The 21,377-nt window shown below is 42.0% G+C and carries 25 protein-coding genes and 1 pseudogene; 7 read left to right on the forward strand and 19 right to left on the reverse strand.

Annotated elements, in window-relative coordinates; all coding sequences use genetic code 11:
- Positions 1–148: 148 nt before the first annotated feature.
- Positions 149–262 (forward strand): annotated as a pseudogene (locus I1A42_RS19775) (IS110 family transposase); the annotation flags it as partial.
- 22 nt (positions 263–284) lie between these two features.
- On the opposite strand, the gene I1A42_RS19780 reads toward I1A42_RS19775, so the two are convergent.
- The 8 genes from I1A42_RS19780 to nrdD form a co-directional block, all read right to left on the reverse strand.
- On the reverse strand, positions 285–644 hold the full coding sequence (locus I1A42_RS19780) for a DUF6980 family protein (protein WP_230389670.1): 360 nt from the start codon (positions 642–644) through the stop codon (positions 285–287).
- A gap of 555 nt (positions 645–1,199) precedes the next feature.
- Positions 1,200–1,658 (reverse strand): hypothetical protein, encoded by a 459-nt coding sequence (locus tag I1A42_RS19785; protein WP_196124620.1) that lies wholly within the window; start codon positions 1,656–1,658, stop codon positions 1,200–1,202.
- A gap of 148 nt (positions 1,659–1,806) precedes the next feature.
- Positions 1,807–2,436 (reverse strand): hypothetical protein, encoded by a 630-nt coding sequence (locus I1A42_RS19790; RefSeq protein WP_196124622.1) that lies wholly within the window; start codon positions 2,434–2,436, stop codon positions 1,807–1,809.
- 139 nt (positions 2,437–2,575) lie between these two features.
- Positions 2,576–3,541, reverse strand: coding sequence for a hypothetical protein (locus tag I1A42_RS19795; RefSeq protein ID WP_196124624.1), 966 nt, complete (start codon positions 3,539–3,541; stop codon positions 2,576–2,578).
- 938 nt (positions 3,542–4,479) lie between these two features.
- Positions 4,480–5,127: an ATP-dependent zinc protease family protein gene (locus I1A42_RS19800; protein WP_196124626.1), complete on the reverse strand. Its 648-nt coding sequence runs from the start codon at positions 5,125–5,127 to the stop codon at positions 4,480–4,482.
- A 28-nt stretch (positions 5,128–5,155) separates the two neighbouring features.
- Positions 5,156–6,337, reverse strand: a complete 1,182-nt coding sequence (locus I1A42_RS19805; protein ID WP_161155576.1) for an amino acid aminotransferase — start codon at positions 6,335–6,337, stop codon at positions 5,156–5,158.
- Between the two features lie 77 nt (positions 6,338–6,414).
- A complete protein-coding gene (gene nrdG, locus I1A42_RS19810; protein WP_161155574.1) occupies positions 6,415–6,882 on the reverse strand; it encodes an anaerobic ribonucleoside-triphosphate reductase-activating protein in 468 nt (155 codons plus the stop codon).
- Positions 6,883–6,885: 3 nt separating this feature from the next.
- On the reverse strand, positions 6,886–9,006 hold the full coding sequence (gene nrdD / locus I1A42_RS19815; protein ID WP_196124628.1) for an anaerobic ribonucleoside-triphosphate reductase: 2,121 nt from the start codon (positions 9,004–9,006) through the stop codon (positions 6,886–6,888).
- 303 nt (positions 9,007–9,309) lie between these two features.
- Here nrdD and I1A42_RS19820 point away from each other — a divergent pair, with 303 nt between their 5' ends.
- Entirely contained in the window at positions 9,310–10,218 is a 909-nt protein-coding gene (locus tag I1A42_RS19820; protein ID WP_196124630.1) for an endonuclease/exonuclease/phosphatase family protein, read from the forward strand.
- 6 nt (positions 10,219–10,224) lie between these two features.
- Here the strand turns inward: I1A42_RS19820 and I1A42_RS19825 are convergent, their stop codons facing one another.
- From I1A42_RS19825 to I1A42_RS19860, 8 genes are all read right to left on the reverse strand, one after another.
- Positions 10,225–10,665: a YeeE/YedE family protein gene (locus tag I1A42_RS19825; RefSeq protein WP_196124632.1), complete on the reverse strand. Its 441-nt coding sequence runs from the start codon at positions 10,663–10,665 to the stop codon at positions 10,225–10,227.
- A 1-nt stretch (position 10,666) separates the two neighbouring features.
- Positions 10,667–11,089 carry a YeeE/YedE family protein gene (locus I1A42_RS19830; protein WP_196124634.1) on the reverse strand — a complete coding sequence of 141 codons (423 nt, stop codon included), beginning with the start codon at positions 11,087–11,089 and terminating at the stop codon, positions 10,667–10,669.
- A gap of 18 nt (positions 11,090–11,107) precedes the next feature.
- Positions 11,108–11,428 (reverse strand): ArsR/SmtB family transcription factor, encoded by a 321-nt coding sequence (locus I1A42_RS19835; RefSeq protein ID WP_196124637.1) that lies wholly within the window; start codon positions 11,426–11,428, stop codon positions 11,108–11,110.
- 231 nt (positions 11,429–11,659) lie between these two features.
- Positions 11,660–11,905, reverse strand: a complete 246-nt coding sequence (locus I1A42_RS19840; protein WP_161155561.1) for a hypothetical protein — start codon at positions 11,903–11,905, stop codon at positions 11,660–11,662.
- Between the two features lie 28 nt (positions 11,906–11,933).
- A complete protein-coding gene (gene def / locus I1A42_RS19845) occupies positions 11,934–12,458 on the reverse strand; it encodes a peptide deformylase (RefSeq protein ID WP_196124639.1) in 525 nt (174 codons plus the stop codon).
- A 50-nt stretch (positions 12,459–12,508) separates the two neighbouring features.
- Positions 12,509–12,979 (reverse strand): GNAT family N-acetyltransferase, encoded by a 471-nt coding sequence (locus I1A42_RS19850; RefSeq protein WP_196124640.1) that lies wholly within the window; start codon positions 12,977–12,979, stop codon positions 12,509–12,511.
- A 100-nt stretch (positions 12,980–13,079) separates the two neighbouring features.
- Complete coding sequence (locus tag I1A42_RS19855) at positions 13,080–13,568, reverse strand: GNAT family N-acetyltransferase (RefSeq protein WP_161155556.1); 489 nt, start codon at positions 13,566–13,568, stop codon at positions 13,080–13,082.
- Between the two features lie 62 nt (positions 13,569–13,630).
- Positions 13,631–14,161 (reverse strand): DinB family protein, encoded by a 531-nt coding sequence (locus I1A42_RS19860; RefSeq protein WP_196124641.1) that lies wholly within the window; start codon positions 14,159–14,161, stop codon positions 13,631–13,633.
- Between the two features lie 533 nt (positions 14,162–14,694).
- Between I1A42_RS19860 and I1A42_RS19865 the strand changes: the two genes are divergently transcribed.
- Both I1A42_RS19865 and I1A42_RS19870 read left to right on the forward strand, forming a co-directional pair.
- Positions 14,695–16,068 carry an MFS transporter gene (locus tag I1A42_RS19865; RefSeq protein ID WP_196124642.1) on the forward strand — a complete coding sequence of 458 codons (1,374 nt, stop codon included), beginning with the start codon at positions 14,695–14,697 and terminating at the stop codon, positions 16,066–16,068.
- Between the two features lie 16 nt (positions 16,069–16,084).
- On the forward strand, positions 16,085–17,416 hold the full coding sequence (locus I1A42_RS19870; protein ID WP_196124643.1) for an enolase C-terminal domain-like protein: 1,332 nt from the start codon (positions 16,085–16,087) through the stop codon (positions 17,414–17,416).
- Between the two features lie 71 nt (positions 17,417–17,487).
- Here I1A42_RS19870 and I1A42_RS19875 read toward each other — a convergent pair whose 3' ends face one another.
- Positions 17,488–18,036 carry a nucleotidyltransferase family protein gene (locus I1A42_RS19875; RefSeq protein ID WP_329604851.1) on the reverse strand — a complete coding sequence of 183 codons (549 nt, stop codon included), beginning with the start codon at positions 18,034–18,036 and terminating at the stop codon, positions 17,488–17,490.
- Positions 18,037–18,136: 100 nt separating this feature from the next.
- Between I1A42_RS19875 and I1A42_RS19880 the strand changes: the two genes are divergently transcribed.
- Positions 18,137–18,376, forward strand: coding sequence for an RNA recognition motif domain-containing protein (locus I1A42_RS19880; RefSeq protein ID WP_161155546.1), 240 nt, complete (start codon positions 18,137–18,139; stop codon positions 18,374–18,376).
- A gap of 107 nt (positions 18,377–18,483) precedes the next feature.
- On the opposite strand, the gene I1A42_RS19885 is transcribed toward I1A42_RS19880, so the two are convergent.
- Positions 18,484–18,903 carry a GNAT family N-acetyltransferase gene (locus I1A42_RS19885; protein WP_196124644.1) on the reverse strand — a complete coding sequence of 140 codons (420 nt, stop codon included), beginning with the start codon at positions 18,901–18,903 and terminating at the stop codon, positions 18,484–18,486.
- A 61-nt stretch (positions 18,904–18,964) separates the two neighbouring features.
- The gene (locus I1A42_RS19890) at positions 18,965–19,363 is read right to left on the reverse strand and encodes a GNAT family N-acetyltransferase (RefSeq protein ID WP_329604852.1); all 399 of its coding nucleotides are present in this window, start codon (positions 19,361–19,363) and stop codon (positions 18,965–18,967) included.
- A gap of 242 nt (positions 19,364–19,605) precedes the next feature.
- Between I1A42_RS19890 and I1A42_RS19895 the strand changes: the two genes are divergently transcribed.
- On the forward strand, positions 19,606–20,271 hold the full coding sequence (locus I1A42_RS19895; protein ID WP_329604853.1) for a DUF1007 family protein: 666 nt from the start codon (positions 19,606–19,608) through the stop codon (positions 20,269–20,271).
- Between the two features lie 18 nt (positions 20,272–20,289).
- The gene (locus I1A42_RS19900; RefSeq protein WP_196124645.1) at positions 20,290–21,333 is read left to right on the forward strand and encodes a nickel/cobalt transporter; all 1,044 of its coding nucleotides are present in this window, start codon (positions 20,290–20,292) and stop codon (positions 21,331–21,333) included.
- Positions 21,334–21,377: the final 44 nt, after the last annotated feature.

Here is a 21,377-nt window from a genome sequence, read left to right on the forward strand (position 1 = left end):
CCATTAGAAAACAATGAAAATGATCTACAAATCGATCCTTTGTTAATCTAAAAACATGCGAGAAAGGTCAATAAAAATCGTGGCGAGATTAAGAATTCTGTCCTTAGTTCATCCCTTTAAAATCAAGGATGTTCATGCGGTTTCCCTGGCTGGAAAGCCTAAAAAAGTGGCCATTATCGCCTGTGTTAGAAAGATGGTTGTCATACTAAATTCTATGCTGAGAGATGGAACCATGTGGGATGAAAACACATCAAAAATTTAACGCTTGACGCCATAGTCTCTTGTTATGTTTGGTACCATTTACCTGTATTGAACTCTTCAGGAATATCCTGTTCAGTAGGATCATCAAACCCTAGTTTTTCTAATGTATCAAACCACAAATCACGCTTAGACTCAGGCAAATTAACCCCACACCAAGGACAGTAATTAATCATTGAAAAGCTACAACCACCATCCCGGATTATAATTCCGTACTCATCAAATTTTTCTAAATATAGTATTAGAACGTCGGGACATGAAAACTCATCTTGATGTTGGTCGCAGTCTAAAGTCGATGCATACTTCATTTGATCACAACAGTGATTCATGATTTCCTCCAAAAACATAACGCCTAGCACAGCAGCACCTAGCCATTGTGCCAGCAAATATTTGACTCTAAACAGCGCCCGCCCAACTTAATAGTGTCTGCTGCTGCGCCTTGTTAAAAAAAGCTTTTACTGTAACCACTTACATTACAGCAACCGTTGCGTTTAAGACAGTCATGAGCTACCAGCAAGTGCTGCACTCCACGGTGTAACCACAACAAAACCATCAACATCATCAGACTTGTTTGTGGTTGATGATCTCTGCCGCCCACGAAAGTCACGAACAGCTAATTGCCACTTGATGTTGCTAAGTTGGCGCTTATGTTGAACGGCGATATTAGCCCTGCGATAAATTCAAACGGCTTACACCAAAGAAAGTAGAAACCAACAACAGAACGGCTGTAAAAGCTGACTCGAATATTGCAGCGATTACAGAACCCAACCTATTAAATTAGCTTTGCCCTTTTGCAGCTTTTTAACGCCAAATTAAGGTGTGAACAACGCTGACACCTTAGCTAAATCATTGTGCCATAAACACTAAACTGGCTTGAAGTGAAAGCGCCAAGCGTTGTGAATCACTCTTAAATTTATTGTTATATTCAATTTTTGTAGGAACTAAAATTTACTTTCTAATCGTTGTATGGATTGTCCGATCAATGTTTCTAACCGGTCCCAATCTTCAGCGTCGACAGGAAAACCGGAAGATACTTTAACCAATAGATCTAAGGTTTCGCTTACCTTTGATTTCACCTTGCCACTCAAATTATCTGATAGTTCGTTGATAAGATTTGCTTCCTGGTACAAATCAATATTTATCGACATAGACTTTACATTACTGGTGTCATATTGATATTGAGTTACTTCTTTTTGTACCACGCTTTGAGGATTATATAGACGATAGTTTTTCACAACTAACTGTACTGTTTTCATGCGATTAAGGGTGCGTTTTCTAGCTAATTTTCGCTCAGACAAACACCTAAAAATTGGAGGTAAAACACCCAAACTGAGAGCTACCAGTGCAGCAAAAGCAGTTGCTAAGGCCGAAACTGCATCCCAATTAATTTCACATTCCACCACTATTGCTACCTACGGTTCTGATTTGAAATATAACGCCCTGTTAAGGGGTGAGCAACGAATAACTAAGCCGCTGCATACCACCTAATCACTTAAACCAACGCATAGTAAAAATGCCATGCGTTGTGAATCCTTCTTCAACAGCTTGTTATATTTTTTTGTTACCTAAGATTAGATTCATTGCTTTCTTTAGCGCAACTAGCCCATCCTTATCTCTTGGTAAAACATTTAGTAAAACATCTTCATCAAGGTATTCATCCAAATAATAATCTCGACCATGCTGAAGTGGTTGCCACTTATTTGTTACACAAAAATCTTCAATTTGCTGAAATATATTCTCAAATATTCTTCTAGAAGACTCACTAGCTTTTTCAACCATATCAAAGAAATCAACTTTCTCATGACCTAGGTCATAACCAAATTGATGCCCACGGACAACCATTAATTTTGTACTTGTCTCTCCCATCCCCAAGTAATTAACATTTTCTCTTACTCTTCGAAGTGTTTTGTAATCCATATCATCTTTCCAATGAAGTTGATCCTCAAGCCACTTTTCAATTTTGTTATGTTTCATACTTTTCATATTTTCCAGATGGAAAGTATGATCAGTATTAATGAGAGCAAATCCCACATGAAATACAGCATAGTAATATCCGATAACAGCATTCATATAATTATTACTTTCTTTTGCCGCTTCAGCTGAGCCCCACATCGCAGCCCCCCATGCTATATGAGAACCTATATTCATTTCTCTTAGGTGTTGTTCTTTATCGTCCATTAAAACTCCGTAAATAAATTAAAAATATAACGCTGAGAACAGTTGCAAAATATTTGGCGCGTCATTTTGCTCCGCAAAATGCGTGACAATTATTTTGTCAATTGCTTCGACTTGTTATGTCAATCTAATGCAGCATATATTAATCTTCACTCATATATTTAGCTAGACCTTCATTGAAATCACTGCTGCATTGTGGACAAAAAGTCTCGCCAAAATCCGAGCGATAAATAAGCTCTTCAGAAAAATGTCCACAATAAGATGCCGTATGGCTATCAATATACTCTTTCCATTCAACAAGCTCTGATATCTCTTTTTCGACTTGCTCTGCACTTTCTTTTAATGATAATAAATAATCCTTATATTGTGTTAAAGTCTTTATATGTTCCTCACAGTTAACTAGAAAATTATTAATTTTATCATCATCATAACTATCTAATATCTCACTAATTTTTCCTTTCGACTCTGTATTCTTAATATATTGTGTATATTCTGTATATTGTTGCCATGAATCAATAAAACGAATTTTGTCACAATATCCACCTAATATACTCATAATTGCTAACTTTTCATCATTTGGACAACAAATTACTTCAATAGCGTCGAAATCAAAATAAAAGCCAACATTATCAACAAACCTCCACTCTCGTTCCCAAGTAAAACCTTGTTTCTCCATAGTTTCACCTAGAGGGTGGGCCAGAGCTCGTATTTCATCAATGCATTGATTAACCTTTCCTGAATTAGAACCATTAGCAATAGATAAAATTTCTGACAATAATTTATTGTCCAAATATATGGTTGGTCTTACTTTTTTTTGTACCATGTAGGATTTTTTAAACCCAATACCATACTGCATTTTTTCCGTGCTTCTGCGTTTAGAAATAGCGATAAACGCACCTAAAGCAAATATTGGCGTTTCTGTGAAACATGCAATCTTATATTTAAAATTATCACCTTTTGAACCTTTAGGTATCTGTGCTTTTATTAAGCCTTCTTTGCTATTTCTTCCATCTTTTAATATGCTCTGTATTGAAGATTTACCTGTCATATGAATTAAATAATTAGACATGTCAGGTTTCAATTCAGGTTCTATATCAAAAGTTTTCATCTATTTTAAATTCCTAAAAAGTGAGATCAAAGTTAAATGAGTGACATAACGCTTAGCACAGCAGCACACGCGCTGTTGTACCAACAAACTAATTACTTCAAACCGCAAGCGCCGAGTAAAATGTGTCTGCTGCTGCGTCTTGTTAAAAAAAGATATTTTTTGTAACTACTTACCTAGGAAGCAGCCACAAAAGCTTCGACATCCTCCGCAACTCCAACGAGCGCTGCAACCCTAGATGTTTCCAACGACACACTTGCAGCACTACCAAACCGTTGAGAGTTTGATGAACCAGCCGCCCACAGAAGTCACGAACAGCTAATTGCCACTTGAGGATGCCAAATTAGCGATACTGGTTAGTGGCTATATTAGCCGAACACCATTTCATAAACGGCTTACACCAAAGAAAGCGGAAACAAATAACTGAACGGCAGTAAAAGCTGACTCGAATATTGCAGCGACTGCAGAACCAAACCTATTAAATTTGCTTTGTTTCATTGCAGCTTTTTAACAGTTATTATACAGAACCATTCTATGGGAAAGGGTCTGTATAATATCTTTTCCCCTCCCCCTTAACGCCATCTCAAACACCGTTAAAACAACACCTTAGCATTTGATTTTATCCACAGGAAGAAGATATACGGATTTGTTCGGTATAAGTCATCCACACGACAACAATCAAACACTGGATAAATAAACAGTATTTTTATTATGATCACGCTACCGCCATTATTAATAAAAACACATAGAGAGGAATATCAACAATTTGCATATATTTATAGCAAAACTCTCGCGTCATTCCTACACAAAAGGAAACATTCGGTGGGTTTACAACCAGTTTAAAACGGATAATTTGCGATAGGCACAAAAAACCTCAATAATCGGTGTTCGACTATTGAGGCTACTTCTATTTGCTACTGTTTAATTCAATGAGCTACGTATTACTTCTTGATGTTTTTACCTTGAATGTATTTACGGCTCACATCAACGACGGCGACATCTTTAAAAAAGCTGCGGCCAAGGAGTAATGGGAACGTTAGATGTGTACGATCCGCTAGCGTGAATTCGGTTTGTTCTTTCAAGTCACCAATTTCTACCCACATTTTTACCACTGGGCGACGCACACCTTTCTCATTCGTAGATTGACGAATTCGAACCCAGCGATCAACCGGTAAGCTGACCTCTTCACTCTTCACACCTTCGTGTTCAATCTTAAATTTAACCCAATCTTTTCCATCACGTTCAAATGGCACAATGTCCACAGCACTGATAGAAGAGGTGGTTGCGCCGGTATCGATACGAGAATCAAAGTTATCTTTTAAGCTAGGAATATGTACCCACTCTTTAGAACCTAAGATTAACTTGCCATCACTCAGCTTTTTACCTTCCACTTTTGGTGTCACTACTGTGGGCTTTTTACTCGGTGTTTCTGCTTTTGGCGCATTAACCGCTTCTGTCGTCTTTGCAGCAGTATCAGCAGGCTTTGATGTTGTTTGATTATCAGGCACCTTATCCTGGTGAGGCGTTGCACAAGCCATCAAACCACCACTGAGTAATAACGGAACCAGGAACTTCAATTGTTGTTTCATTCATTCACCTAATAAAACTGCTAAAAACTTAACACACTTTCATGATTGACTCTGCAACATAAGGTATATCACTTTCAGTCAGACCAGCGACATTAATTCGCCCATCGGTCACCCCATAAATCGCGAACTCTTCACGTAAACGAGTCATTTGTTGTGGTGACAAACCTAACACGGTGAACATACCTTTATGTTGCTCAATAAAATCAAATTGTGCCGTATTGTACGTATTTCTCAACTCCCGACATAATGTTTGACGAAGGCTTAACAAACGTTGCTGCATTTCAACCAACTCTTGCTGCCAAATTGCCGTTAGTTTGTCATCTTGTAACACAGTTTTGACAAGCGCCGCACCATGATCGGGTGGCATGGTATAAGAAGCTCGAGCTAAATTTTGCAGTTTCCCTTTTGCATTACCAGCTTCAGTGACATTTTTACCAATCACCATTGCTGCCCCCGTACGCTCGCGATACAAACCAAAGTTTTTAGAACAAGATACGGTCAACATCATCTCATCTACGTTATCGGCCATAAAACGCAACCCTGCGGCGTCTTGCTCATAACTATCACCAAAACCAAGATAAGCAGCATCAACAAATGGCATAAATCCATTCGCTTGTGCAAGCTCTGTTACCGATTGCCAAGCATCCAAACTCATGTCGGCACCCGTTGGGTTATGACAACAACCGTGTAATAGCACAACGTCGTTCGGCCCCGCTTGCGCCAAATCTCGCAACATCGCCTCAGTGTCGACTGTTTTCGTTACCGGATTAAAATAAGCGTAGTACTTAACACGTAAACCTGCTGCTTCCATGATAGGTGCATGATTTACATAGCTTGGATTTGTGAGCCACACCGTAGTATCTGGCTGAGCAAAGTGAATTAAATCGGCAAACATACGCAAACCACCGCTGGCACCAGGGGTTTGAATAGTGGCAACACGTTCGTATGCAGAGGTACCTTTTAGCACCAAATCAACCATGCTTTGGTTGAACTCTTCACAACCTGCAATACCGACGTAAGCTTTAGTCGTTTGCGAGGCAACCACAATATCTTGCGCCTGCTGTACCGCTCGCATAATTGGAGTGACACCGTCACTATTTTTATAAACACCGATCCCGAGATCAACTTTATTTGCTCGAGTATCTTTTTTGTAAGCCGCAGAAAGCGAAATGATGGTGTCTAGCGTGGGAGTAGGAAGATGAGAAAACATTGTGGGTCACGACCTTGTGATAAAAACAAATTATGACCCACAACTTACCACTGCAACAGTGAAAACCAAACCGTTATTTAGGATTTTAACTCATGAATAATCTGGTTGCTGCTACCACGCCACAACAAAGCAGGATCACGCAGCGATTCTTCATATTTACCATCAACTAACACGTCGATTAAATCGACAACTTGACGTTGAGCGGGAGTGAGTGTGGCGAGCTCATACCCTGTCCAGATCCAGATATCCTTACCCTCACATTCATGGCGTACGCGCTGTACGAGATGCAAGATTCCATCAAGGTTTTGTGGATGCAATGGATCGCCGCCCGAAAGCGATAAGCCACGGCGTTTAATTCGCGTATCATTGAGATTTTCAATGATATGGTCTTCCAATTCTTGAGTGAATGGAAAACCAGAATCGAGTCGCCACGTGCTTTTGTTGTAACATCCTTTGCACTGATGTTCACAGCCGGAAACAAACAGAGTACAGCGTGTTCCCGGACCGTTCACCACATCAATCGGATAATATTTGTGGTAATTCATAACTTATAAGTGTTTTACCCGACGTTTGACTTCTTCTTGCTTACCCAAGTTAAATGGTCGTGCATCTGGGCTACCTAAATACCCACATACGCGGCGGATAACGGAGACTTTCTCAGGATCATGGTTGCCACATTTAGGGCAAACAAACCCCTTACTGGTGCAGTCAAATTCTCCGGTATAACCACATTCATAACATTCATCGATAGGAGTATTGGTGCCGTAATATGGCACGCGATCATAAGCGTAATCCCAAACGTTTTCTAACGCTTCGATGTTACGCTGCATGTTCGGAAATTCGCCATAGCAAATGAACCCGCCGTTCGACATGGTTGGATACGGCATTTCAAAATCGATTTTATCGTATGGGTTAACTTCTTTTTCTACGTCTAAGTGGAAGCTATTTGTGTAATAACCTTTGTCAGTCACGCCTTCTACCACACCAAATTCTTTTGCATCAATACGACAGAAACGATTACATAAGTTTTCACTTGGCGTCGCGTACAAACTAAAGCCATATCCGGTTTCTTCTTTCCACATATCGACGGCATCACGTAAACGCTGAACAATATCAACACCCACTTGGCGCAGCTCTGCATCATCGTAAATATGGTGTTTTTGGCCAAACAGCGCATTAATAGTTTCGTGAATCCCAATGTAACCTAATGAGATAGAAGCACGGCCATTTTTGAAGATTTCAGCCACCGAGTCTTCTGCTTTTAAACGGACACCACATGCCCCTTCCATATAAAGGATCGGAGCAACACGAGCTTTTACATTTTCTAAACGAGCAATACGAGTATCCAGCGCTCGGCGTGCCACTTTTAGTGTGTCGTCTAAAATAGAGTAGAAACGCTTAATGTCCCCTTTTGCTTTAAGAGCAACACGAGGTAAATTGACACTGACAACCCCTAAATTATTACGACCATCATGGATCAACTCACCATTTTCTTCGTAGGTATTTAAGAAGCTGCGGCAGCCCATTGGTGTTTTGAACGATCCCGTTACGTCAACGACACGATCGTAGCTAAGAATATCTGGGTACATACGTTTGCTTGCACAATCAAGGGCTAACTGTTTGATATCATAGTTTGGCTCACCCGGTTTTTGGTTTAAGCCAGCTTTAATCGCGAACACCAGTTTAGGGAATACAGCTGTTTTATGGTTTTTACCCAAACCAGCAATACGGTTTTTCAAGATAGATTCTTGAATTAAACGAGATTCCCAAGATGTGCCTAACCCAAAGCCTAATGTCACAAATGGAGTTTGACCATTGGCAGTATGTAATGTGTTGACTTCATATTCGAGAGATTGGAACGCATCAAAACACTCTTTTTCAGTGCGCGCTTCAGCAAAAGCATTCGGATCGTGGATATCCCACTCAAGAGCCACTTTAAGATGCTTGTCATAACTTGATTTAACATAAGGCGCTAAGATTTCATCAATGCGGTTGATGGTTGTGCCACCGTAGATATGGCTTGCCACCTGAGCAATGATTTGAGCTGTCACCGCTGTTGCTGTTGAAATCGATTTTGGCGTTTCGATTTCGGCGTTACCCATTTTAAATCCGCCAGTCAACATTCCCTTTAGATCAATCAACATACAGTTAAACATCGGGAAGAATGGCGCATAATCTAAATCGTGATAGTGAATATCACCTGCTTCATGTGCGTTTACAACGTCACGTGGCAAGATATGCGTTTTGGCATAATGTTTTGCCACAATTCCTGCTAACAGGTCACGTTGGGTCGGGATCACTTTTCCATCTTTATTGGCATTTTCATTCAATAAATCGGCGTTGCTTTCTTGTATTAAGCCTTCTATCTCTTTCGTTAAAGAGCTCTGTTTTTCACGCGCGATATCGCGATCGTGGCGGTATTCAATATAAGAACGAGCCAAAGTTTTAAATGGGCCTTGCATTAGCTCATTTTCAACCATTGTTTGGATCTCGGCGATAGCGACCTGATCGTAACCTTTGCATTTTTCTTCTACTGCTAACGCTACATTTAACGCGTATATAGCGACATCGTTCGTGATATGATCCGCAGCACTTTCTACGGCTGCTTGAATACGATCCCGGTCAAATGGGGCCTCTGATCCATCACGTTTGATTACGATAGGTTTCACCTTTAATCTCCTTACCCAGCATACTCACAGAGTTATCCACAAATACACGATATGGGCCTTTGTATTTATTTTACATACTACATCTTGTGGCTGTATTTAACGCTCAACCCCGCCTTTCCGTTTTGATTTAGATCAAATAACCCGCCATGCTGAACAAGGATACGGCGATAAATTTTGACGAGATCTCAAAAAGAAAAATAACTGTGTAACTCCCAAAAAAGTACGCTACAGCTATTGATTTTTAGCAATCCCTGATAGGGTCAAGTCTACGACGTGAGTGAATTTTACGAACGGAATAACTTGATGGAAAAGCGTACAATTTTAACCGCCTGCTTACTGTATTTTGGCTTGAGTTCTGTAGCTTATTGTGGTTCAACGCTCGCATTGCAAACTTGGAATATGCAGTGGTTAACCACAAAGCAAGATACCCCCGGCCCCAAACGCAATGACTTAGATTATGCGGCAATGCGTTCCTTTTTCACGCAACACACGCCTGATGTCCTGGCATTTCAAGAAGTCGATAACATAAACGCCTTAAGAAAAGTCATCTCCAATCATTATCAAGTGATATTTTCTGATCGTGCACAGAGCCGGTTTGCCTCACAACACTACTCCGACATTAATCAATACACTGGATTTGCCGTTCGCCGTGGTATTCCGTTTTCAGATCCACAAGATATTGAATTACGCGACGTGAACTCAAACAGTAACCACTACTCAAAACTGAGGTTTGCTACCTATATCGTACTTTATCCAAACTCTAAACAGCCGATTCACCTTCTTTCTGTCCATCTTAAGGCGGGATGTTCTTATCGCATCCACGCTTATAAAACAAGCTGTAAACGTTTGATACAGCAAGCTGATAGCATTAATCTGTGGATTACAGAAAAGGAAAGAAATCATCAGGCATATATTGTGATGGGAGATTTCAATCACGCCTTAGCCTTAAAGCGTGATGCGATATGGGAGGAGATAAAACAAGGAACCAAAAGCCGACTGCTCACACAGAAAGTGACAAGCCGTTGCTATGCGCGCAAAAGTGCCCGCTCAACCAAACTCATTCAATATCGAACTCTGATCGATCATGTCGTGGCAAGCCCAACTTTGAAAGCGCTCCATATTGAACAAAAGCGCTATACCAAAAAAGATGTTCAGCGTTATCAATTAAGTGACCACTGCCCAATTCAAGTCACGTTTCAGCGTAAACAGTGACAGACATTATTTTCGGCTGTCAATGCGCTCAACAATCGAATGGGTCACCCCAAGAGCAATGACCATGGCAATAATAAAATAGAAGATATCTGGGTTACCTGCCGTAATACTCGCGATGGCAGGACCTGGACATATACCAGCTAATCCCCATCCAGCGCCAAAGATAGCCGCACCACCGAGTAGACGACCATCAATGAGGGTACTTGTCGGCACGTTAAATTTAGCGGCGCACACGGGTTGCTGGCGCTTTTTAACAATAAAAAAATAGCCGGGCATAAAGACCAACAGAGCGCCACCCATCACAAAGATTAAGCTTGGATCCCAAGTGCCAAACACATCAAGAAAAGCGATCACTTTTTTAGGATCAGCCATACCTGAAACGGCCATACCTAAACCAAACAGTAAGCCAGAAAATAAGGCTGATAAACCAAACAGTATCGGACGCATATTAGGCTCCTATCAGGTGTTGCCAAATAAATACCACCACAGCACCAACCAGCATAAATGTGCAGGTCGCAGCAATAGAACGAACGGATAAACGTCCCATACCACAAATACCATGGCCACTCGTGCAACCATTGCCTAGTCGCGTCCCAACACCAACTAATACGCCGGCAGTAATATAGAGTATGGTACTACCCCCGAATACGCTTGGAATTCGTCCTACCGACGAATGCAGGCCAAGCCAACCGCCAACAATTAAGCCAAATAGGAAAAGATAACGCCATAGCGCATCATTTTTTTGTGGCTTAATCGCTCGGGTGACTATTCCACTGATCCCCGCAATCTTGCCATCCATCAAAAGCAATAGAAGTGCTGATATGCCGAGCAAAACGCCACCAGCAAATGACCACCAATACATTGTTGTCATATTAGTATCCTTAAAACTCTATCGATCATCAGTCGGACAAAACAAATCTTGTAGGTTCATTATCAAAGTGGCAATGCGAGGATCAGCTAAAGAATAAAAAACCAATTGAGATTCTTTACGTGCTTTGATAAATCTCTGTTTACGCAACACGGTTAAATGTTGAGAAAAAGCCGATTGGCTTAACGCCGAGTGTTGTTGTAATTGACCAACCCCGACTTCACCTTGAGTTAATTGGCACAATACCATTAAGCGTTCAGGATGAGCCATTATTCTCAATAACTCGGCAACCTCTTCTGCGCTATCGCGCATCGTAGCCACATCTACTGCTAATGAATCCATTTCAATCTCCTATTAATACATAGAGAAAGCATACTCTCGTTATGATATTAGTCAAAACTTATTTAGCTGAGATAAATATAGACCAGATAACATTAGCTATTACTAATAATATTAGCTTTACTCAGCCAACCTGTGCGGTTATTCCCAAAAAACGTCAAGTAACCCACATTATCAAGATAAATAAAAAGGGGAGCCGATTATGGCTCCCCTATCTTGTAGCAACTATAGGAATCAATGCACCGTTTGTGAACTGAGCTGCTCCATTAAAATATCTTCAATGAAATCACGTTCTATTTCAGAATGCCTTTCTAGCATCACTGGTGATTCACTCATGATCATCACCGCTTCATTCAATGTTACCCCTTTAATTTGATGAGCATAATGTTCGCATTCTTCCTGCAATTCAATCCAAGCTTGGTGATATTGTGGATACAGAACTTCACTCATTTTAAGTAAGGTAATCATTGAATTTTTCATGCACAGTTTTCCTCAAGTGATCGAGAAATTACTCAGCGCTCGCGTGCTGTTTTTTCATTTCTCGCTCATATTTTTTAACTTTCTTCAGTGCCATTTTGCGCTTCAATGGAGAAAGATAATCAATAAACAGATTACCTTTAAGATGATCAATCTCATGTTGCATCGCAATGGCCAAAAATTCATCGCTTTCCACCGTAATGGCCTCACCATTACGGTTTTGTGCTTTAACAACCACTTTGCCAAAACGTTCCACTTTCTCATAGTAATCAGGCACAGATAAACAGCCTTCTTCACCCATTACCTTATCTTCACCACTTTCAACCACAGGGTTAACAAGGATTAGCGGATCATTACGTTCCTTAGACAAATCAATGACAACAACGGCTTCTTCTGCACCGATTTGTGGTGCCGCAAGGCCGATGCCATTACTGGTTGAATACAGTGTATCTAACAAATCGTTAATCACGCCTTGCACTGCATCAAAGTCTTTAACGGGTTTTGATACTTTTTTTAGTCTTGGGTCTGGAATCGTAATTATTTCTCGAACCGCCATTGAAACTCCTAAATCTCACTCAATTATTATTGTTCTGACCAGTGTCATTATCACGGCAACTTATGATCAAAACATTGCCTAGTCACTAACCCCCAACGAGGGCATTGATACTGGTCTTCGCTGTAATGGCCAGCAGTATACTCGTTTACGACGCGACGCCAAAATTTCGTTGCATGTTCAGCGCCTTCTACCTGCTTTATTTCCCACTTTCCACGCAGCATTTCAAACAATAATGACGCAAACTGCCGCCCTGTTTGTTGCTGACGAAAAACAGGAGCCACATAAAAATCACAAATATCAAAGTGATCGCGAGCAATATGCTCAATAGCCGCGTGGCCTGCAGGTAAGTCATCGATATAACAAAGATAGCCCATGACATCCCCACCCAGCTGAGTGTCTAAAGGAAAAAGCCCATTTTTATCAGGTTTTTTGCCCATAATTAACGAAAACTCAGCTTCATACGCTTGTGCTAGGTTGGTATATACATGGATATTATCACTCGTGACTTTAACTAATCGCATTCCATCCTCATTGCCATCAATATTAAAAACGCAGCTCATCTAGCTGCGTGATATTGTCAACGAAATAGCTTTTGCACTTCAAGCAATTATTATTGATTTGCTAGGCATGGAGAATATAGCGACGAATAGTCCCCACGTCTGGGTGTTCAACATCGTTTATCCATCGGCCACCACAATGTTCGATGACGTGAATCGATGGATGGTTATCCGCACAGCAAGTCACGATATAGGAAGAGAGGTTTCCATGGCCTTTTAGCCACGCGAGCATAAATTGGGCAACCCCACGATTACGAGCACTTGGACGAGTTTCATAACCAACGTGACCAATGGAGTGTACTATGGTCTCGTTTTCACCAATACGCTCACGTATCGTGCCAACAATGTTGCCAGAATCAATACAAAAATAGGTTTTACACGGTACTCGATGTTGAGGAATGCAATCCTGATTACTTTCAATCAACACATCCTCTAAGAACTCCCCCGGAGAGCGATCTTTGTCTGTGTAGCGCACTAATCCATTAGCCGCACATTCTTGCATATATTCATCCAACTCAAGTAACCAGTCTGCACTGGCTTCAACCATATACATACCTAACACTCCTACAACCGCTTTCCATCGCTTGAATCACCGCTACCTATTGCACCACCGCGTTAACCTTGCGCTTCAGGTACAATCAAAGGCAAATCTGTCACACCATAATCAAGGCCAAACTGACTTAACACACAAGTCAATTGCCCTCGATGGTGCGTTTGATGATTTCCCCAATGTAATAAAAATTCGTTCACAGTTAAAGTTACTGTGACCGCATTTTCAGTAACATAAGTGAGACTTTTTTGACAATCCTCCGGTGTCAAACAGTGGCTAAAATCAACAATCAAGTGATCAATACTCTCGCGAATCCCTACCAAATTATCTAAATCCGTTTCAGGCCAATTGACTTCGTCAAGTTCTAAACTCTGTAGTGATTTTTCAGTAATGATGATGTGGTTATCGGCAAGTCGCTGCAGCATCAAACGATCCGTAACAATCATATGATTCCACATGTCAAAAATAGACGAGAAATAAGAACGTGTATCGCGATTGAGTTGGGCTTGTGATAACGAGCGGCAGGTCGACAGCAGCTGTAAATTCATACGCTGATTATAGCGAGCAATAATCTTAAAATTCGAAGCAACGTCCATATCTGCTCCTAGATAGCAGTGAATGAGTGTCACTATACTCCTGAACAATCAAGGTTTTGTGACGCTTTAAAAATCAATGTCAAACAAATGCAAACGTCGCCACCTTCCTAGCTGCGACAATCTATGTGGCCAGTGCACTAAACCGAGTGAGCGGAGTTAGAACACGTGCTTAATGAAATATTACTCATAATTTCTACTTATAATCAACCAGTTAGTTTATTAAATGTGTATTCATCCCAGTTATACGACATCCCCCTTATCGACTCGGCATCTTTCGCGCCCGCCTGTCCCCCCAGACGCCTTCGTCCCCATACGCAGCGCATCACAAAATATGGATTGTGACTTATCTCTACTATCAGGGTGATTTTGTGATTTCAGGATAGCCATTTGTCCAGATGACACAGAAATAATCCTGTAATGGTGAATATCTTTGGATGTTTCACCAATGCAATCCCGCCCTCGCTACCGCACAATATTTACTGTACCTAATAACTAAAAAACTCTCATATTTCAATAAGATGAGGCATTACCCTATGGAACAAGTAAAAGATCGTGCGGTGGCAACAACTGCCCAACCGACCCATGCTCGTTACTGGATTGTAGCGATGCTATTTTTAATTACATCGGTTAACTACGGCGATAGAGCCACCCTATCTATCGTCGGAGATCCGATGTCACATGCCTTAGGACTGGATACGATAGCAATGGGCTATATTTTCTCCGGATTTTCTTGGGCTTATGTTATCGGACAAATTCCTGGAGGATTGCTGCTAGACAAATTTGGCTCCAAACGCGTCTACCTTTTCTCTATTATTACTTGGTCTATTTTCACTTTTGTCCAAGGTTTTATCGACTTATTCCCCGGCTCTTCCGTCATTAGCGTTTTGTTCTTATTACGCTTTATGGTCGGTATTTGTGAATCTCCTGCTTTTCCAGGTAATAGCCGCATTGTCGCCGCTTGGTTCCCAGCCCAAGAACGTGGGACAGCTTCAGCAATTTTTAACGCAGCACAGTACTTCGCCACTGTTATTTTCGCCCCTATCATGGGGTGGCTAACTCATGCGGTGGGTTGGAACCATGTGTTCTTCTTTATGGGCGGTGTCGGGTTAGTCTGCGCAGTTATCTGGCAAAAAGTGATTTATGCCCCTAAACAACACCCTAGTATTAACGATGCAGAACTCAAATACATCGAAGCTGGCGGTGCATTAACTAACTTAGATGCGCCTGAACAAAAAAATAAACCCGCAAACGTTCAACCTGAAGTGGTTGTCTCAAAAAAAGAAGCGATTAAAGATCTCATGTCATCTCGCATGATGCTGGGTATTTATTTAGGTCAATACTGCATTAATGCCTTAACCTACTTCTTTATCACTTGGTTCCCTGTCTATTTGGTTCAGGCTCGCCATATGTCAATCCTAGAAGCCGGCTTTATTGCCGCTATTCCTGCCATCTGTGGTTTCCTTGGAGGAATTTCTGGCGGGATTATGTCGGACTTTTTACTATCCCGTGGCGTATCTCTTACATGGGCACGTAAAATCCCCATTATTGGTGGCATGTTGCTATCCACATCCATGGTGGCATGTAATTACATCGATACAGGTTGGATGGTGGTTGGCTTTATGGCACTTGCGTTCTTTGGCAAAGGTGTTGGTGCATTGGGTTGGGCTGTCATGTCAGATACCGCCCCAAAAGAAGTGGCAGGTTTAAGTGGCGGTATCTTTAACACAGTCGGTAACCTGTCCGGTATCGTCACGCCTATCGCGATCGGCTATATCATTGCCGCAACAGGATCATTTAATGGTGCGCTTATCTATGTCGGAATACATGCTTTAGTCGCCATTTTCAGTTACTTGGTCATCGTTGGCAAAATCGAACGTCTTAACTTATCTAGCTTGATTAAAGCATAGGGGGCAGTGAATTCTTATGAGTTACGAATATCCAACCATTACCCGTATCGAAGTCGTCCCCGTCGCCGGATTCGATAGTATGCTACTCAACATTGGCGGTGCCCATGGCGCTATGTTTACCCGCAATATTGTGATTGTTCATGATAGTGCAGGTCACACTGGCTTGGGAGAAGCCCCTGGCGGTGAAGTGATTGAAAATACACTCAAGGAAATCGGCCAAACTTTGGTTGGTGAACCGATTGTCTATCTCAATAAACTCATTCACCGCACTCATTTTGCCCAGCAAGGTGACGATTATGAAACCTTCGGTAAAGGCGCATGGACATTTGAGTTACGAGTGAATGCCGTCGCAGCGATGGAGGCTGCTCTCCTTGATTTAATGGGACAGTTGCTGCAAGTTCCTGTTGCAGAATTGCTTGGCCCAGGAAAACAGCGTGACGCTGTCACTGTGCTCGGCTACTTATTCTTTATCGGGGACAGTCATAAAACGGAGATGCCTTATCCCGAAGAAAAGCCGGGACATCCGTGGTATCAAATTAGACGCCGCGAAGCGATGACACCGACTGCCATTGTTGAACAAGCTGCCGCAGCGAAAGATCGTTATGGATTTAAGGATTTCAAACTAAAAGGCGGAGTTTTGCCTGGTGAAGAAGAAGTGCAATCGGTTGAATCACTGGCCAGTGCTTTCCCTGATGCACGAATTACCATTGACCCTAATGGAGCGTGGTCGCTCGATGAAGCGATTAAACTGTGTAAACCGTTACGCAATGTTCTGGCTTATGCAGAAGATCCCTGCGGCGCAGAGCAAGGGTTTAGTGGCCGTGAGATATTGGCTGCGTTTCGCCGCGCAACCGGCCTACCGGTAGCAACCAATATGATTGCCACAAACTGGCGTGAACTGCAAAGCGCACTCATTCTAGATTCTATTGATATACCACTGGCCGACCCACACTTCTGGACCCTCTCTGGTGCCGTGCGGGTCGCATCATTGTGCAATGATTGGGGGTTAACTTGGGGCTGTCACTCTAACAATCACTTTGATATTTCACTGGCTATGTTTACCCAAGTTGGCGCAGCAGTACCGGGCAATCCAACCGCAATCGATACTCACTGGATTTGGCAAGAAGGTCAGCATCTAACAAAAGATCCTCTGCAAATTGTACAAGGGAAAATTGAAGTGCCAGATAAACCGGGTCTGGGAATTGAACTAGACCGAGATGCACTGCAAAAAGCCCATCAACTATACAAACAGTTGCCAGGAGGCAAACGTGATGATGCGAAAGCCATGCAGTATTTAATCCCCGGCTGGGAATTTGATCGGAAACGACCGGCATTAGTTCGCCAATAATCACACTTTGATATCAATATCCATCACCTTCAATCCACGTATCCATGACATTGAAGGTGATGTTTTTAGTATTAACCCGTCACCACGCTCAATTTAGGCCAAACCTTCAACCACTGTTTTTTTGCAATTCGACTAAGAAACACCTCTTGTTGCCGATTAGGGTTGTGGCTAATCGTCAAGTCAAATAGATGCTGTAAACCAAACGCACTACTCCATTCCAACGTGCCATCATCAGCTAACCGAACTGCGCATGCGGTTTCTTTTTCGGGCCAGTAATGCATCGCATCTAACGCATTGTCATAGGGCCTATCATGATTACGAAGATGCATACGTGCTTGATTTTTGACTTCCCAAGAGATATCAGGACATCTTTGTACCAAAGCGTTTTGAATGGTCAGGTCGGCTTCTTCACGTAAATCGTGAGACTGATAATAAATGACATCCACATCGTTTAATGGCGTGGCTTGATGGAATCCATGCAGACGATCCCAAGCCAGATTTCGTACAAATCCAGCGGCTAACCAACTGTCGGGTAAATGAAGCTCACGATGCGCTTGCAATGCTTTCATTCTCTCTAGATCGTCTCGCATCCAAGCGTCAAGTTGTTGTTCAATATACACAGTGTCCTTTCTCTTCTTTAAGTTAATGCATTCAGCACTTGGTTTTACTATGTGGTGGTGCGATAATGCCGCCGCAATTTTTCAACCCATAGGGTTAGTTATGAAACTTCTCGTTCGCAATCTAGCGCGCACTACAACCGAACACGATATTCGTGTCCTTTTCACTGAACATGGCAAAGTGACTCATTGTAACTTGGTATTAGACCAAGAAACAGGTGAATCAAAAGGCTTTGGTTTTGTTGAAATGCCAAACGAAGATGAAGCAGAGAACGCCGTTAAAGCGTTAAACCTTGCTCGTGTTGATAAAAGCAAAATTCGCGTAAAACACGCTCAGCAATAATTGCGTTAAGTGTTCAGTGAAAGCCAGCGTTATGCTGGCTTTTCAGTATCTAGTGGAAGGTAATACCCATCATTTGGATATACGCGATTAGGGTGATTTTGAAGTGATTAAGCAATTGGGTATGTCATTTCCATGACCTTATTGACTTGACCTACTTGAGTGAATCCTTCTCTTTTGTACAGTGCGATGGCTGGATTACTCGGAAAAACGCGCAAGTTAAGTGACGTCGCCCCATGTGTGACAGCGTAACTCTTAGCCCAACGAATCACTTGCTGCCCCAGCCCTTTATTTTGATATAAGGCTTCGATTTGCAAATCACGTAAATAAATCACATCACCAGTGCGAGAAAAACGTACCACACCGACGCGTTGCTGATGATCAAAAATTTCGTAGTTATCGAAATGTTCCCACGTATTGTCGAACATCTCATCGTCCCAGTTAATCCCATACTGACGATAATATTGGCTCATGTTCGTGTGAGTGATCAGCTTGGCATACTGCTTATCTTTCGCCAACAAACATTCCATTCCCACTCGCTTTCCTCCTGTGCGATTTATCTTGTACTGAGCAAGTCGTATTGCCAACCAACTACAGCCACTTTTCCATTCGATATAACAACCACTGTTCACCGCTATTGTGATCTTTTGAGATCGACGATGATACCGTTTCAAACCCTAAACTCTGATAACACTGTAATGCCGTCGTATTATGACTGAACACACCCAAGCTCAAATGCCGACATTGATGTTCTTGTTTAGCAAGTGTCATCAATGATTGCAACATCTGTTTGGCCAATCCATTACCACGTGCATGCGGTGCGATAAACACTCGGCAGATTCGATAGCAGCCTTGCTCTAAATAATACAATTCGACAAAGCCTAGTTTAGCACCCTGATGCATAAACAAATATGGAAACACTTGTTGTTGCGCACAATGTTGCTCAATTTGTTCATGCGTTAACGGAAATTGATAGCACGGCCACCCCAAAGGCGGTTTAGCTCTGCACTATCAATCCATTTGATTAACACCTTAAAATCTTGAGCAATAAAAGGGACCAGTTCCATTGATACACACTACTCCATACAAAACCATTGCTTTCATCTTGCACAACAAAGGTTTCACCATATCACAACCGATGGATAAATAACCAATTATCACGATTCTCTGACTTTTTATACGATAAAAATATGTTATAACATTACGCACTAGCCACTAATGATAGATTTATTGTGCAAACCCATCGACCTTCAGTTCGTCGCATAAGCGCGTTATGTTTTGCTTTGTTCACCTCAGCTTGTCTTTCATTTCAAGTCCATGCCCATCCTCATTCCTGGGTAGATATGACGACGATCATCGAAGGAGATAAAAATGGCATTACTGGTTTCAAAAATATCTGGACCTTTGATGCAATGACAACCGCTTATCTATTTGATGGTGAAGACATGTCGCCAAAGCACCGCCAAACAACCCTAGATAAACTAGCGAATTCGATTCTGCACAATATGCTCTCAACGCACTATTTCACCTATTTCTATCACAATAAAACACCAATTCGCTATTTAACCGGGAAAGACCCAATCTTGACCACGGCGAAAGGTAAAGCGACCTACCGTTTTACACTACCGCTCACTAAACCCTACCCTTTAACCACCGATCCACTAAAATTTCTAATTTTTGATCCGACCTATTACGTTGATATGTCTTGGAAAGGGCGCGATAACATTGTGTTATCACCTGAGCTAAAAAAATACTGTGATTTTAAGATAATCGAACCTCACCCGACGCCAAAACAGGTTGCTCGCGCCGCCGCAATTCCTATTGATGCCGACCCTGATGATACCTTAGGACAACTTTTCACCCAGAGCTTAACGCTCACATGTCACCCATCTCACTAAGTATCAAGGAGCGGCTCAGTGTCACATTCGCATCATCACCATCATTCTAATCCTGTGGATGCTCAAACCACCCAGCGCTATTTAACACCAGCACGTCTGGTGACTCTTGCGGTTGTGTTCGCGACATTAGGGGTGTTGTTACATCTTCTTTATCAGCTTTGGCCACAGATATTAATGTTTAGTATTCAATGGCAACGCAGTACCGTAGATGAATTGAGCCAACTGATTTATTCCTCGGTAATGAATCAAAAAGCGATGTTTTCTCTTATCGAGATAAGCTTTTTATATGGTATTTTCCATTCAATTGGCCCCGGGCATGGCAAGTTAATTGTGAGCTCGTATCTATCGACTAACCCCACCAAAATTAACGCGAGTTTAGCGATCACTGTCATTTCGGCATTTGTGCAAGCAATCGTCGCCATTGCCATCGTCTCTTCGTTTTTGTTTGTAATGCATTTAACGATACGTCATGTCAATCACTTCGTTGGCCAGATATTTAATGTCAGTTACCTAGGGGTATTGCTTATTGGCGTCGTGATTTTTTTCCAAGGTGCAAAATACTTTTGGCAGCATCGCGGCAAAACGCAGAGTCACCACACGCATCACCATCATGATGAACATGAGCACCATCACATGAATGAAGAGGGAGTGTGTAGCTGTGGTCATAAACATACAGCGACGCCAACAGAGCTAAACCATGCAACCACGATGAAAGAATATATCGCGATTATCATGAGCATTGGTGTGCGCCCGTGCACAGGAGCAATTCTCGTGCTGTTTTTTGCAGAACTTGCCCATCAGTACTGGATTGGAATATTAAGCGCCTTACTCATGGCGGTAGGAACAGCCTGCACCACATCAACGATTGCGTTATTAACGGTATCAGGGCGTAAAGTCGTGCAACGATATATGCGTGATGAACATCAAAGTCACCCGTGGATAGCGCCTACGGTTAGGCTCATTTCAGGAGCGGCATTAGTCTTTGTTGCGTACGTGATGTTTCATCAAAGCGGTTTTGGCATTTCACCAGTCTTTAATGTCCACACAAAAGGCCCCTTTTAAGCCTTCCACCTACAATTAAGGGAAGCAATACGCTTCCCTTAATG

This window comes from Vibrio nitrifigilis, assembly GCF_015686695.1.
Classification (GTDB): Bacteria; Pseudomonadota; Gammaproteobacteria; order Enterobacterales; family Vibrionaceae; genus Vibrio; species Vibrio nitrifigilis.

Coding starts and splice junctions, on each gene's coding strand:
- I1A42_RS19790 (WP_196124622.1), bottom strand. CDS start 2,436: ATGGACGATAAAGAACAACACCTAAGAGAAATGAATATAGGTTCTCAT.
- I1A42_RS19795 (WP_196124624.1), bottom strand. CDS start 3,541: ATGAAAACTTTTGATATAGAACCTGAATTGAAACCTGACATGTCTAAT.
- I1A42_RS19800 (WP_196124626.1), bottom strand. CDS start 5,127: ATGAAACAACAATTGAAGTTCCTGGTTCCGTTATTACTCAGTGGTGGT.
- I1A42_RS19805 (WP_161155576.1), bottom strand. CDS start 6,337: ATGTTTTCTCATCTTCCTACTCCCACGCTAGACACCATCATTTCGCTT.
- nrdG (WP_161155574.1), bottom strand. CDS start 6,882: ATGAATTACCACAAATATTATCCGATTGATGTGGTGAACGGTCCGGGA.
- I1A42_RS19820 (WP_196124630.1), top strand. CDS start 9,310: ATGGAAAAGCGTACAATTTTAACCGCCTGCTTACTGTATTTTGGCTTG.
- I1A42_RS19825 (WP_196124632.1), bottom strand. CDS start 10,665: ATGCGTCCGATACTGTTTGGTTTATCAGCCTTATTTTCTGGCTTACTG.
- I1A42_RS19830 (WP_196124634.1), bottom strand. CDS start 11,089: ATGACAACAATGTATTGGTGGTCATTTGCTGGTGGCGTTTTGCTCGGC.
- I1A42_RS19835 (WP_196124637.1), bottom strand. CDS start 11,428: ATGGATTCATTAGCAGTAGATGTGGCTACGATGCGCGATAGCGCAGAA.
- I1A42_RS19840 (WP_161155561.1), bottom strand. CDS start 11,905: ATGAAAAATTCAATGATTACCTTACTTAAAATGAGTGAAGTTCTGTAT.
- def (WP_196124639.1), bottom strand. CDS start 12,458: ATGGCGGTTCGAGAAATAATTACGATTCCAGACCCAAGACTAAAAAAA.
- I1A42_RS19850 (WP_196124640.1), bottom strand. CDS start 12,979: ATGCGATTAGTTAAAGTCACGAGTGATAATATCCATGTATATACCAAC.
- I1A42_RS19855 (WP_161155556.1), bottom strand. CDS start 13,568: ATGTATATGGTTGAAGCCAGTGCAGACTGGTTACTTGAGTTGGATGAA.
- I1A42_RS19860 (WP_196124641.1), bottom strand. CDS start 14,161: ATGGACGTTGCTTCGAATTTTAAGATTATTGCTCGCTATAATCAGCGT.
- I1A42_RS19865 (WP_196124642.1), top strand. CDS start 14,695: ATGGAACAAGTAAAAGATCGTGCGGTGGCAACAACTGCCCAACCGACC.
- I1A42_RS19870 (WP_196124643.1), top strand. CDS start 16,085: ATGAGTTACGAATATCCAACCATTACCCGTATCGAAGTCGTCCCCGTC.
- I1A42_RS19880 (WP_161155546.1), top strand. CDS start 18,137: ATGAAACTTCTCGTTCGCAATCTAGCGCGCACTACAACCGAACACGAT.
- I1A42_RS19885 (WP_196124644.1), bottom strand. CDS start 18,903: ATGGAATGTTTGTTGGCGAAAGATAAGCAGTATGCCAAGCTGATCACT.